12 protein-coding genes are annotated in these 12585 nt (G+C 41.0%); 9 read left to right on the top strand and 3 right to left on the bottom strand.

Features of this window, described 5'->3' with window-relative positions:
- Nucleotides 1-57: 57 nt before the first annotated feature.
- The 5 genes from ACSVDJ_RS13590 (at nt 58) to ytxJ (ending at nt 4273) form a co-directional block, all read left to right on the top strand.
- Nucleotides 58-1158, top strand: coding sequence for a nicotinate phosphoribosyltransferase (locus ACSVDJ_RS13590; RefSeq protein WP_439169823.1), 1101 nt, complete (start codon nt 58-60; stop codon nt 1156-1158).
- Nucleotides 1159-1313: 155 nt separating this feature from the next.
- The gene (gene murC / locus ACSVDJ_RS13585) at nt 1314-2618 is read left to right on the top strand and encodes a UDP-N-acetylmuramate--L-alanine ligase (protein WP_439169824.1); all 1305 of its coding nucleotides are present in this window, start codon (nt 1314-1316) and stop codon (nt 2616-2618) included.
- Between the two features lie 221 nt (nt 2619-2839).
- Nucleotides 2840-3319, top strand: coding sequence for a DUF948 domain-containing protein (locus ACSVDJ_RS13580; RefSeq protein ID WP_439169825.1), 480 nt, complete (start codon nt 2840-2842; stop codon nt 3317-3319).
- A 19-nt stretch (nt 3320-3338) separates the two neighbouring features.
- The gene (locus tag ACSVDJ_RS13575) at nt 3339-3863 is read left to right on the top strand and encodes a YtxH domain-containing protein (protein ID WP_439169826.1); all 525 of its coding nucleotides are present in this window, start codon (nt 3339-3341) and stop codon (nt 3861-3863) included.
- Between the two features lie 95 nt (nt 3864-3958).
- The gene (gene ytxJ / locus ACSVDJ_RS13570; protein WP_518619080.1) at nt 3959-4273 is read left to right on the top strand and encodes a bacillithiol system redox-active protein YtxJ; all 315 of its coding nucleotides are present in this window, start codon (nt 3959-3961) and stop codon (nt 4271-4273) included.
- Nucleotides 4274-4561: 288 nt separating this feature from the next.
- On the opposite strand, the gene ACSVDJ_RS13565 is transcribed toward ytxJ, so the two are convergent.
- Nucleotides 4562-6712: a cell division protein FtsA gene (locus ACSVDJ_RS13565; protein ID WP_439169828.1), complete on the bottom strand. Its 2151-nt coding sequence runs from the start codon at nt 6710-6712 to the stop codon at nt 4562-4564.
- Between the two features lie 262 nt (nt 6713-6974).
- On the opposite strand from ACSVDJ_RS13565, the gene ACSVDJ_RS13560 reads away from it, so the two are divergent.
- From ACSVDJ_RS13560 to motS, 4 genes are all read left to right on the top strand, one after another.
- On the top strand, nt 6975-8051 hold the full coding sequence (locus tag ACSVDJ_RS13560; protein ID WP_439169829.1) for a bifunctional 3-deoxy-7-phosphoheptulonate synthase/chorismate mutase: 1077 nt from the start codon (nt 6975-6977) through the stop codon (nt 8049-8051).
- A 75-nt stretch (nt 8052-8126) separates the two neighbouring features.
- Nucleotides 8127-9125, top strand: a complete 999-nt coding sequence (ccpA, locus tag ACSVDJ_RS13555; RefSeq protein ID WP_439170030.1) for a catabolite control protein A — start codon at nt 8127-8129, stop codon at nt 9123-9125.
- A 59-nt stretch (nt 9126-9184) separates the two neighbouring features.
- Nucleotides 9185-9994, top strand: a complete 810-nt coding sequence (motP, locus tag ACSVDJ_RS13550; protein WP_439169830.1) for a flagellar motor protein MotP — start codon at nt 9185-9187, stop codon at nt 9992-9994.
- Entirely contained in the window at nt 9991-10710 is a 720-nt protein-coding gene (gene motS, locus ACSVDJ_RS13545; protein WP_439169831.1) for a flagellar motor protein MotS, read from the top strand. Before motP ends, motS begins: the two co-directional genes overlap by 4 nt.
- Nucleotides 10711-10783: 73 nt before the next feature.
- Here the strand turns inward: motS and ACSVDJ_RS13540 are convergent, their stop codons facing one another.
- Nucleotides 10784-11941 (bottom strand): acetoin utilization protein AcuC, encoded by a 1158-nt coding sequence (locus tag ACSVDJ_RS13540; RefSeq protein WP_439169832.1) that lies wholly within the window; start codon nt 11939-11941, stop codon nt 10784-10786.
- Nucleotides 11938-12585 (bottom strand): acetoin utilization AcuB family protein, encoded by a 648-nt coding sequence (locus ACSVDJ_RS13535; protein WP_439169833.1) that lies wholly within the window; start codon nt 12583-12585, stop codon nt 11938-11940. The genes ACSVDJ_RS13540 and ACSVDJ_RS13535 overlap by 4 nt, the downstream gene beginning before the upstream one ends.

The following is a 12585-nucleotide window of genomic DNA, read 5'->3' as shown; positions in this document are numbered from 1 at the left end:
TTCAGCAGTATGAATTAGAAAAGAGAGAACTAGTGAATACGAGGGAGCTTTTAGCAAATGAAAGAAATCGAGTGGAAGATGCAAGGGAAGATTAAACGATTAACAAATCGTACGTTTAAATTTGACGAGCGAGTCAAGGAAGGTTGGTTTTCTGCTGTTTATTTTTTAAAAACGCGTGAACTTGCCAATAAATATCATAAAGACAATATTGTCACTATGCAGTTTTTTCAAAAGAGTGAGGCCGTTCTTTGCGGGACGGATGAAGTCATTGCTTTAATTCATGAATTTTCCGATCATCCAGAAACGTTAGAGATTCATTCATTAAAAGATGGCGATAAAATTCGTCCATTTGAAACCGTTTTAACGATCACAGGCCCTTATCAAGAATTTGGTTATTTAGAAGGGATGATCGACGGCATTTTGGCGCGCAGAACGTCCGTAGCAACAAGTGTGTATAATGTGAAAAAAGCAGCCGAGCTTTCAGGTAAACAAAAGCCGGTTATTTTTATGGGCGACCGTGACGATCATTTCATGCAGCAGGCTGGAGATGGCTATGCTGCTTACATTGGCGGCTCTACGGCTCAAGCGACACACGCGATGAATGAATGGTGGGGCAAAGAAGGCATGGGGACGATGCCGCACGCCTTAATTCAATTGTTTAATGGCGATATTGTGGCGGCAACGAGAGCTTATGAAGAAACATTCCCTGAGGATGAGTTAATTACTCTTGTGGATTATAATAATGATGTGATTACTGACTCGCTGAAAGTTGCTAGGGAGTTCGGTGCGAAGTTAAAAGGTGTTCGTGTTGATACGTCAAGAACATTGATCGATCAATACTTCCTTAGAAATCAAGAGATGTTAGGAACGTTTGACCCACGCGGGGTCAACGCTGAATTGATTTTTGCGTTGCGCCGTGCATTAGACGAAGAAGGGTTCCATCACGTGAAAATTGTTGTTTCTGGTGGATTCAATGAAAGTCGCATTCTGGAATTTGAAAAGCAAGGTGTTCCTGTTGATATGTATGGTGTAGGAAGCAGTTTATTGAAAATACATATTGGCTTTACCGGCGATCTTGTAATGTTGAACGGAAAAGCACAGGCGAAGGCCGGTCGACGTTATCGTCCAAATCCTCGCCTAGAGAAGGTAGAGTTTTAATATTTACATTATTTGTTTTTCCTGTGCATAGTCATCAACAGAAAAAAGTGATATAATAATTTACTGTGAAAGTTTACTGTCCGTCGTCTATATAGAGCAAAAAGGCGCTATTAACATATAATGCTTACGGATAGACGAATGTTGGAGGTTCTATTATGACAACCTATCATTTTGTAGGAATTAAAGGCTCAGGTATGAGCGCCCTAGCACAAGTGCTTCATGATAAAGGAGAGCGAGTGCAAGGTTCAGATGTAGATAAATATTTTTTTACACAACAAGCTCTAGAAGAAGCAGGCATCCCTATTTTTCCTTTTCATGCTGATAATATTCAGCTAGGTATGAAGGTGATTGTAGGGAATGCATTTCCGGATGACCATGAAGAAGTGGCTAGAGCAAATGAATTAGGTATTCCCGTAATTCGCTATCACCAATTTTTAGGCGAATTCATGGAGCAAAGCATTAGCGTGGCGATTACAGGAGCGCATGGCAAAACATCGACAACAGGTTTGCTATCTCATGTCGTCAGCGGAGCGAAGCCCACTTCGTTTTTGATCGGGGATGGTACGGGAAGAGGAGAAAACGACGAGCAATATTTTGTGTTTGAAGCATGCGAATATCGTCGTCACTTTTTATCCTATTATCCAGATTATGCGATTATGACAAATATTGATTTTGATCACCCTGATTACTTTGCCGATGTGGCTGATGTTTGTTCAGCCTTCCAAGAGATGGCTATGCAGGTCAAGAAAGCGATTTTTGCTTGTGGCGATGATGAGCATTTGCAAGGGATTCAAGCGAAAGTGCCGGTCGTATTTTATGGGTTCGCCGAGGAGAATGATTTCCAAGCGCGAAATGTAGAGCGTGATGCAGCAGGGACGACGTTTGATGTGTTTGTTCGCAATACGTTCTATGCTACGTTTAAAATTCCGATGTTTGGTGACCATAATATTTTAAATGCTTTAGCTGTGATTGCTCTTTGTCAGTATGAAGAAATTGATACAGAGATCGTCAAGGCTCGCTTGTTAACGTTTGAAGGAGTGAAGCGTCGCTTTTCGGAAAAAAAGATCGGTACTCAAGTTTTAATCGATGATTATGCTCATCACCCGACAGAAATTAAAGCGACGATCAATTCGGCTAGACAAAAATATCCTGACCGAGAAATTGTAGCGGTTTTCCAACCGCATACATTCTCAAGAACTCAGACGTTTTTAGCGGACTTCGCTGATAGCTTGAGTGGAGCGGATGCTGTTTATTTATGCGATATTTTTGGTTCTGCTCGTGAGAATCACGGGAAGCTATCGATTGAAGATTTACAGCAGAAAATCTCAGGTGCTAAGTTAATTAAAGAAGAAACGATTTCTCTATTGAATGAGCATCAAGAAAGTGTGCTCATCTTTATGGGAGCGGGAGATATTCAAAAATTCCAAGCGGCTTATGAAAGCTCGATAGCTAAAGCGTAAAGAGAAGTTGTTAAAGGCTGCTAGATTGATTCTAGTAGCCTTTTTCGTTTTTTCGTGCGGGATCGTTTCAGTCCATACGTCGCTAAACAGCGTCTTCCGCTTTTCTTTATTTCTAGAAGGATTTTTTGTTGGTGGTGTCGAAGTAGTTTTTGTGGAGTAGGTTTATTCTTTTTTCAGTGGGGTAACTTCATGAATATAACAATCGTAGGAGGTGTCACGGAATGGAAATTATTTTATATTTAAGTGCTGCGGTGGCGGCAATTGCTTTTTTCATTCTTGTTTTGAATGTGTCAAAAACATTGAAATCGGTGGACAAAACTTTGGATAGCCTGTCTAGAACGGTGGATCGTTTAGAGGGGCAAATGCAAGGTGTGACGTCAGAAACAACAGAATTACTACATAAAACAAACGTGTTAGCTGAAGATATCCAGAAAAAAACGGAACAATTAAATACGGTTTTTTATGCAGTGAAGGATGTTGGTTCATCGGTACAACAATTAAATCAATCAGTTAAAAATGTGACGACCAATGTGGCTTCTGGACTAGAGAAGAATCAACACAAAATTTCTCAAGCGGTACAATGGGGAAGTGTCGTTAAACAAATGGTTGATAAGTTTAAAGAAAGAAAAGAACAATCACCTGTGTCAATGAAAAATGAGGCCTTGGTGAAGGCTACTAAAGAGCGCCAAGTAAGCCATTAATTAAAAGGAGATGACGGTCATGAACAAGAAGAATCTAAACTATGAAAATTATGAAGCAAACCCGAATTATGACGATGGTAGCATGAATACGAAAGACTTTTTAATCGGGGCGTTAATCGGAGGAATGGTCGGTGCGGCTACTGCTTTATTTTTAGCACCGAAATCTGGTAAGGAACTTCGTGAAGACCTTAATGTTCAAACTGACTTCTTAAAAGAGCGTGCAAGTGATTGGAAAGATATCGCGCGAGTGAAGGGCTACGACATGGCGGCTGAGGTAAAGGACAAAACAGCGGGTTTAACGAAGGTTGTTCAAGAGCAATCGAACGTCGTGATGGAAAAAGTGAAAAATTTATCTCCAACAAGCAATCAACAAGTAAAAGAAGCTGATGAAGTAGCAGAAGTGAGCGAGCCACAAGAGGCGTTGCAGGAAGCAGCAGCTACTGTTACAGAAAAGCTAGAAGAAACGAAAAAAGCCTTTGACAATACAGAAAAAACAGTTCAGCAAACAACTTCAGCTGATAATGAAAATAAAGCAGATCAATAAAATGAAAACGGCGAGTTCTCCTCGCTGTTTTTATTTTTTTATTGTAACAAGTATAATAAAAGTCAATGACTTCGATGGAAAGAAAGGTGACAAAAATGGATCATATAGTAGAAATTACAGAGTTTGAAAAATTGCTCAAAGAGAATAAGCGCTTTTTCTTGTTAAAACACAGCATAACATGTCCAGTTAGCAGTAAAGCCTATGATGAATTTCAATCATTTTTAACGGAGACACCTGAAGAGAATGGTTATTATTTAGTCGTGCAGGAGGCAAGGGAGCTTTCAAACTATATTGCGGACAAATGTATGATTACTCATCAATCTCCACAAGCATTTCTCTTTCAAGATGGAAAACCAGTTTGGAATGAGTCCCATTGGAGAATTACAAAGCAGCAATTGAAGCAAATATAAGTAAAAACGGCGATCAGGATGTCCAAAAAGTCGAAGAAATTGCTCATAAGGTGAAAAAAGCATCCAGAAAATCAGTGAAACCGGACTTTCTGGACAGCTCCATCGCCGTTTTTTAGAATAAACAGACGTTCACTTTACCCCGCATTAACGGGCTGTAAGACTCCCACCTCAACAGGGCAGAAAAAGCGGAGACGTGTGGGTGGGAGATCAACAGCCCGTAAAAGCCCGATTGGTTCAACTAACAATCAGTGGGGGATGAAGAAAACCCCCACTGATTGAAGTTTCACTTTATTGCTTAATCATCTCCCATTTAATTTCAAGCTGATCTCCAGGAAGAATCGGTTCGTAAAAAGTGGTTGCTTCATTATTTTTTAAAATATGAAACGTTTTTCCCTCTTGCTTAGGGATGGCGATATCGACATGACGGAACAAATCTTGAAAAATAAATCCTTGCGTTTGAGCGGTTTCCACGATCAATTCATCTCCAGCATGGACTACATCATCTGGCTGTAGAAGGTCCCCATTCCGATAAAAACGTGATGCTTCCTTTGTAAGCGTCATTTCTTTGCCGTTAAAGAAAACAGTAATCGATTGCTCGAATGACATTTGTTTTAAGGCAGCAATATTAGCTACTGTTCGTTTCGGGGCAGGGACCCATTCGATCGTCGAGCCGTCTTGAAGAGGCTGAGATAGCTTTTCCTCTCGTCCGTTTACTCGGATTTTGGCAGATAGAGAGGGGAAATATGTTTTTTTATGATTAATCACAACAGAAAATGGCGACAATTCATCAAGCCAAGGCTGTTTCTGTTGTGAAGGTAGCCATTCAGCGATGGATGGATAGCGAGCTTCGATGAGATCACCATCAACAAGGTCCGAAGATAAGCTTGCTTCTTTTTCGTTAACAACAATAGATAAAGGAACTTCGACCGTTTCATCGTTTAAAGTGACTTGAATGCTCGTCGTGCTCTCTAGCAATTCCTTGAGTTGTACACTTGCGGATTGTCCATCTTCTCCTTTCGTAATCTCAAGCTTATCATGGTGATGGACGATTTCATCAAATCGGCACGGTTGTCCATTTTTTGTTAAAATAGGTGGTTGACCATATTTTCCCGGAATCGTTAATAATTGACCGTTGTACGTCACCATCATCGCAAGACCAGGCTTTCCATACAATTGATTGATCTTTAATCCAGCTGCTAATAAACAATCTCCGGCTGTTAGCTTGTTTAACTCAAACAGGCGAACGGGCTGTTCATTCACATAAATTGTTTTGTATTGCAGCGGTCGTTGTTTCGATGTAATCGCGATTCCAATCGGTGTAACGAGTGTTGGAGCGTGAACAATTTCGTCAGCCATTGTTAGCTCATTAATCGCATCCGTGCCTCTAATGGCCACACGATTGTTCGCTAGTCCGAGCTTTTCCGCTAATAGCTGACGTAGCCCCGGAGTTAAACTTCCACCTCCAACCATCATCACCGCTTGTGGTGCATTTCCGTTATTTAATCGAATGATTTCTTGATGAATTGCATCCGCTAATCGGTTGACTGCTTCATGAATTTGATCTAATACTTCGTTTTTTGCGAATGATGTTTCAAAGCCTAATATATCTGTTATTTTAATCGTCTCTTCTGTTTCTAACTCTCGTTTCACTCGTTCAGCGATTGGGAAATCAAGTAAAAAATGATCGCTTAACGCTTCGGTAATTTCATCCCCAGCAATCGGTACCATCCCATAAGAAATAACCGTTCCAGAATTAGTGATAGCGATATCAGAGGTGCCGGCTCCAATATCTACAAGAGCAATATTTAAGCGGCGCATCGATGGCGGAACGAGAACGTGAATAGCGGCGATTGGTTCTAACGTCAATGCTTCTATTTCTAAATCTGCTCTCCCTAACGCAGCAATTAATGATTCGACGACGACACGCGGCAAAAAGGTCGCAATGATTTCGACGGAGGCTTCCGTACCTTGTTGATCTATTAAACTGGCAATTTCATCTCCGTCTAATCGATAATAAAGAACGGAATAGCCGACGCAGTAGTAGTGGCGATGCTGGTCAAGTTGCTGGTTTTTTGCGGCTTTTACTTGTGCTTCTTGAACGGCAGATAGTTCGAGGTGAAGCACATCGTCATGTGTCATCGGTTTCCCGGCTACTTGAATGGTCGTTTGAGATGTTTCCGTTTGTAACGCTCGCCCAGCAGCGGCCACACAAGCTTTCGTTAATGGACCATGCTTTTCTTCCAACTCTACTTTAATTTTGGTAATGATCGCTGCGACGGAGGGAATGTCTTGAATTTGGCCATCGAGCATGGAACGTTTTTTATGCTCATACATTATCATATCAAGAACATGAAATTGATCTCCCTCTTGTTCGAGAATCATGCCGACAACGGATCGCGTACCGATATCTAAAGAAAATATACGATTGGATTGAACCAAAATGAATCACCTGCTTTTTAAATTTTTACTTTTTCACTTTAATGCTTAAAAGCGTTTAACAATTGAAGCAACTTTTTCGTGACATTTTAATATCTTTGTTTTATAATAGTCCCTAATATATAAAATATATAACAAAACGATCCATTCTAATACGATCTTTTACGATTCTTTCATAAAAAGGAGCTGTGATTGGTTGATAGGATCATTTAAATGTTAGTTATTTGAAAATTGAGAAATCAGCTAGAGGGAAGGATGAGAAAAAATGAGTAACCAAGAGTTAGATCAGTTGAGACAACGTGTAGATGAGATGAATGTGGAGCTACTAAAATTAATTAGTGAACGTGCTAAGCTAGTTCAAGAGATTGGCCGTGTGAAAGAAAAGCAGGGAGTTAATCGTTATGATCCCGTTCGCGAGCGAGCGATGTTAAATACGATCATTGAAAGCAACGAGGGACCGTTTGAAACATCTACAGTTGAGCATTTGTTCAAGCAAATCTTTAAAGCAGGGCTTGAGCTACAACAAGATGACCACCGCAAAGCACTGCTTGTGTCTCGTAAAAAGAAACCGGAAGATACAATCGTGGAAATTCGTGGAGAAGAGGTTGGTAAAGGAGCACCAACGTTTGTGTTTGGTCCTTGTGCGGTAGAATCGTATGAGCAAGTGGCGCAAGTGGCGCAATCGATTAAAGATAAAGGGTTGAAGCTCATTCGCGGAGGTGCTTTCAAACCACGTACTTCTCCTTATGACTTCCAAGGTCTTGGTGTAGAAGGTTTGAAAATTTTGAAGAGAGTCGCAGATGAATTCGATTTAGCGGTTGTTAGTGAAATCGTCAACCCGGCCGATATTGAGCTTGCTTGTGACTACATTGACGTCATTCAAATCGGTGCCCGCAACATGCAAAACTTTGAATTGTTGAAAGCGGCTGGAGAAGTGAAAAAGCCGGTATTATTAAAACGTGGTTTAGCGGCAACGATTGAAGAATTTATTAACGCAGCAGAGTACATTATCTCTCGCGGAAACGATCAAATTATGCTTTGTGAACGTGGTATTCGTACGTACGAGCGTGCAACGAGAAATACGTTGGATATTTCAGCGGTACCAATTTTGAAGCAAGAAACGCATTTACCAGTGTTTGTTGATGTGACTCATTCAACAGGTAGACGTGATTTGCTCATTCCAACAGCTAAAGCAGCCCTTGCGATCGGTGCTGATGGTGTGATGGCAGAGGTGCATCCAGACCCAGCTGTAGCATTGTCTGACTCTGCTCAACAAATGAATTTGCAACAATTTGATGAATTTTATAAGGAAATTATGAGAGCAATTCCTGTAAAAGCGTAACTCCTGTGTTTTCACAGGAGTTTTTTTTCGTTAATATAGAGAAGATAGAATGTTTAAAGGAGAATGTTGAAAATTATGAATGTGACTATATACGATGTAGCAAGAGAGGCCAATGTATCAATGGCGACAGTTTCTCGGGTAGTTAACGGGAACCCGAATGTGAAACCTGCAACAAGAAAGAAAGTACTTGATGTGATTGAGCGACTTGGTTATCGCCCGAATGCGGTCGCGCGCGGACTCGCTAGCAAGAAAACGACGACGGTTGGGGTCATCATCCCTGATATTTCGAATATTTTTTATGCGGAATTAGCGAGGGGAATTGAAGATATTGCCACAATGTATAAGTACAATATTATTTTAAGTAATTCCGATCAAAATAAAGATAAAGAGTTGCACTTAATTAATACGATGTTAGGCAAGCAAGTGGATGGTCTTGTATTTATGGGAGGCCAAATTACAGAGGAGCATGTAGAAGAATTTAAACGCTCACCTGTGCCGGTTGTATTAGCTGGGTCGGTTGAAATGTCTGGACAGATCCCTTCTGTCAATACGAATTACGAAGAAGCTGCTTATGATGCGGTGAAGCTACTCATTGATGAAGGGCATAAGCAGATCGCCTACGTTGCGAGTCCTTTAAATGATACGATTAACAAAGAGTATGTTATGAAAGGGTATAAGAAGGCGCTCCTAGAAGCCGGCCTGCCGGTGGAAGAAGGCTTCATCATTGAAGGTGATTATACGTACGATTCTGGATTGGAAGCATGGAACAAGATTCAGCAGTTGTCGTCTCAACCAACAGCTGTATTCGTTAATAATGATGAAATGGCACTAGGGGTTGTTCATGGAGCACAGGATAGTGGAGTGAATATTCCAGAGGATATTGAAATCATTAGCTTTGATAGCTCGCGCTTGTCTTTAATGGTACGACCGCAGCTCACGTCTGTCATTCAGCCATTGTATGATATCGGTGCTGTAGCGATGAGATTATTAACAAAATATATGAATAAAGAAGAAGTAGAAAGCTCCATTGTCGTTTTACCGCATCGAATTGAAAAAAGAGGGTCAACAAAGTAAGTTTTCCACCGATATTAAAGATAAATACGAGTATGTTTTCTTGAAATAGGGGAGGAACCATGAAAAAGCTTGATGCATTGACACCAATAGGAATTGTTATCGGATTCATTTTATTAGCCTTTGCGATCATTACAAGCGGAGGTGTCGAGGGGTTTTCATCTTTTATGCACTTACCCTCTATACTAATTGTGTTTGGTGGATTAACCGCTGCTTTATTAATCAATTTTCCGTTGAAAGACATTAAACATATGTTTACGGTGATGAGACAGTCTTTTCAGCAACAGGAAACGGATATAGAAGGATTAATTCAACAGTTCGTGAAACTGTCTGAAAAGGCACGACGTGAAGGGTTATTATCACTTGAGACAAGCTTGAATGATGGGCAAGATGAATTTTTGAAAAAAGGTATCCTACTAGCGGTAGACGGAATTGAGCAGGAAATGTTAGTAGATATTATGAATGCGGAAATCGTCGCTCTTGAGGAGCGTCATCGTAAAGGAAGAAGCTTATTGGAGAAAGCTGGAGAATATGCTCCGGCTTGGGGAATGATTGGTACGTTAATTGGGTTAGTTTTAATGTTGAAAAATTTAAATGATCCGACAACATTAGGACCCAATATGGCAGTGGCACTACTGACTACTTTCTACGGCTCGCTACTTGCTAACCTTGTGTTTCTACCGATGGCGGCGAAATTAGAACTGAAAACAGAAAATGAAGTATTTTATCGTCAGATCATCATAGAAGGAGTTGTCGGCGTACAAGCAGGACAAAACCCGAAAATTTTACAAGAAAAGTTAGCAGCCTTCTTATCAACTGAAGAAAGAAGAGCTAGTGGAAATGCAGGCTCAAGCGAGGCGGTTGAAGCATGATCACCAAACGTCGTCCGCGCAAAAAGCCAAAGGGTGCTCCGAAGTGGATGGTGACATTTGCCGATCTTGTCACACTCGTGCTCGTGTTCTTTATTTTATTATTTTCGATGTCGCAAATTGATATTGTTAAATTTAAAGCGATAGCTCAGTCATTTAGACAACAAGCAGCATTTGAAAATCAGTCCTCCATCGTTCCTGGAGAATATCCATCGGAGGAAATGAAAAAAGAGCAAGGACAAAAAGAAGAAGAGTCACTCAATAAGCTAGCAAAAGAAGTTCAACAGTATTTAAAAGAGAATGGGCTAGAGGATGTCGCAACGGCTAATCGAACAGAACGAGGCGTCGTTCTTGTCTTGCAAGAGAAAATTCTTTTTAATACGGCAGATGCTGTCGTGGTAGATGAAGCCCATTCCTTTTTAAATCAAATCGGTAAAATGCTTGAATCGAAGCCGAATATTATTAAAGTAGAGGGACATACGGACAATCGTCCGATTAAAAATAATTATTACCCTTCAAACTGGGAACTTTCTAGCGCGCGAGCTAGTAGTGTGATTCGCTTTTTAAGCGCTAATCACGAGATTGACGCCAAGCGCTTTATTGCGGTTGGTTACGGGGATACAAGACCGCTCGTGCCGAATACAAATTCTGATAATATGCAAAAAAATCGACGAGTCGAAATCATTATTACAGACCCGAAGTATACAGAAAGTCAATAATAAAGAGTTGACTTCCTAACACTCATGCTAGAGGCTAAAGTGTGGGAAGTCAGCTTTTTTTGTAGGGGAGAAACTAGGGATGTTTGCGTAATGGATACAGCGCTTTAGTTAACGTAATTCGGTTTTTTTCTTCGATCTCCGGTTTACGCGGAATCGGTGGATATAGATCTTTTGGATCTTCCCATGAAAGAGGAAGCGGAGCAGGAGCTTTCGGCTGCCAATGCTCTAGCCATTGTGCTGGTAAGGGGCCTGAAAAATGGGACTTTTCAGTCATTTCTAACCAGATTCTTGACCAAGCTCGAGGAACGACACGCCAAATGTCATAACCACCACCACCAACGGCAATCCAGCGTCCTTCGCAATACTTATCCGCGATTTCTCTTGAAATTCGTGGAATCTGACGATAAATCTCCATAGTAGCAGATAAATGTGTCAACGGATCAAAATAATGAGAATCAGCTCCATTTTGCGTTAAAATAACATCGGGTTTAAAAAAATCAGCGACTTCCCAAATGGATGTTTCATAGGCCTCTAGCCAAGATTCATCTTCGGTAAAGGCATCTAGCGGGATGTTGAATGAATAGCCGTAGCCTTTTCCGTGCCCACGTTCATTGACATTTCCCGTTCCTGGGAAAAGATAGCGACCTGTTTCATGGATCGAGAGTGTGCAAACATTGGGGTCATCGTAAAAGGACCATTGAACACCGTCTCCGTGATGAGCATCTGTATCGATATAAAGAACTCTCGCATTATATTTCTCTTGTAAATATTTAATCGCAACTGAGCTGTCATTGTAAATACAAAAGCCTGAAGCTTTGCCACGGAATCCATGATGTAGCCCTCCTCCTAAGTGAAGGGCATATTTCGCCATCCCTTGCATGACTGCATCAGCTGCAGTTAATGTCCCACCGACAAGGTAAGCACTTGCTTCGTGCATTCCTTCGAACATGGGGGTGTCCTCTGTGCCAAGTCCGTATCCTTCAGCGACATCAAGCGACAACTGGCCTTGTCCAGCTTGTTGGACAGCTTTCACATATGCTGGGTCATGAACTAGTTCTAGTTCTTCAACGGTGGCCATACGAGGAGGAATGATATCCTCATCTTGAAGGGCGTTGATTTGTTTTAATAGGTCAATCGTTAACGTCAGTCTAAACTGATTAAAGGGGTGACTTTCTGAAAAGCGATAAGCTAATGATTGGTCCGAGTGCACAAATACAGCTTGTTTCGTCATAGAGAGACTCCGGGCATATTAGGCCATAGAACAATATGTCCTTCCTTTTTCAGATCATCAATCACCCCGATTGGATTCATGGTTCGTACACGAAGGACGACAATTTTGAATTGATCGTCTTGTTTATCTGGATAAACAAGTACGCTGTGAATGTTTGCTCGTCTTTTTTTCAGTACGTTGACGACTTCAAATAGCATGCCCGTCTTGTTTGGTATTTTAACCTCAATTCTTGAGCCTATTTGATTGGCTCCCGTTAGCTCAACAAACGTATGTAACACGTCTGTTTCAGTAATGATGCCGACGAGTTCTTCTCCTTGGACAATAGGCAAGCAACTAATGTTATATTCATACAATGTAGCGGCTGCATCCTCAACAAAGTCAAGGGGATGACCAGTGATGACATCTTTCTCCATAATGAGACTTAATGGTTTATTTAGTTCACTTTCACTCGTCTCTTTTTGTAAAATAGATGGAGTGGCTTCTTTCACATCACGATCCGTTACTAGACCAACAAGAAGCCCTGTTTCATCTACGATAGGAATATGGCGGATTTTCTGTTTTCTTAAAAGGTTTAAAGCGGTGCCAATTTGGTCGTTTGGAGATAGTGTATGTACTTCCGATTTCATAATCTCTTCTAATAACAT

This window comes from Bacillus sp. Hm123 (assembly GCF_051842975.2).
Classification (GTDB): Bacteria; Bacillota; Bacilli; order Bacillales; family Domibacillaceae; genus Bacillus_CE.
Note: the sequence above shows the minus strand (reverse complement) of the source record. Positions and strands in the feature narration are given on the sequence as shown.

Coding starts and splice junctions, on each gene's coding strand:
- ACSVDJ_RS13590 (WP_439169823.1), top strand. CDS start 58: ATGAAAGAAATCGAGTGGAAGATGCAAGGGAAGATTAAACGATTAACA.
- ACSVDJ_RS13575 (WP_439169826.1), top strand. CDS start 3,339: ATGAACAAGAAGAATCTAAACTATGAAAATTATGAAGCAAACCCGAAT.
- ACSVDJ_RS13560 (WP_439169829.1), top strand. CDS start 6,975: ATGAGTAACCAAGAGTTAGATCAGTTGAGACAACGTGTAGATGAGATG.
- murC (WP_439169824.1), top strand. CDS start 1,314: ATGACAACCTATCATTTTGTAGGAATTAAAGGCTCAGGTATGAGCGCC.
- motS (WP_439169831.1), top strand. CDS start 9,991: ATGATCACCAAACGTCGTCCGCGCAAAAAGCCAAAGGGTGCTCCGAAG.
- ytxJ (WP_518619080.1), top strand. CDS start 3,959: ATGGATCATATAGTAGAAATTACAGAGTTTGAAAAATTGCTCAAAGAG.
- ACSVDJ_RS13540 (WP_439169832.1), bottom strand. CDS start 11,941: ATGACGAAACAAGCTGTATTTGTGCACTCGGACCAATCATTAGCTTAT.
- ccpA (WP_439170030.1), top strand. CDS start 8,127: ATGAATGTGACTATATACGATGTAGCAAGAGAGGCCAATGTATCAATG.
- ACSVDJ_RS13535 (WP_439169833.1), bottom strand. CDS start 12,585: ATGTTATTAGAAGAGATTATGAAATCGGAAGTACATACACTATCTCCA.
- motP (WP_439169830.1), top strand. CDS start 9,185: ATGAAAAAGCTTGATGCATTGACACCAATAGGAATTGTTATCGGATTC.
- ACSVDJ_RS13580 (WP_439169825.1), top strand. CDS start 2,840: ATGGAAATTATTTTATATTTAAGTGCTGCGGTGGCGGCAATTGCTTTT.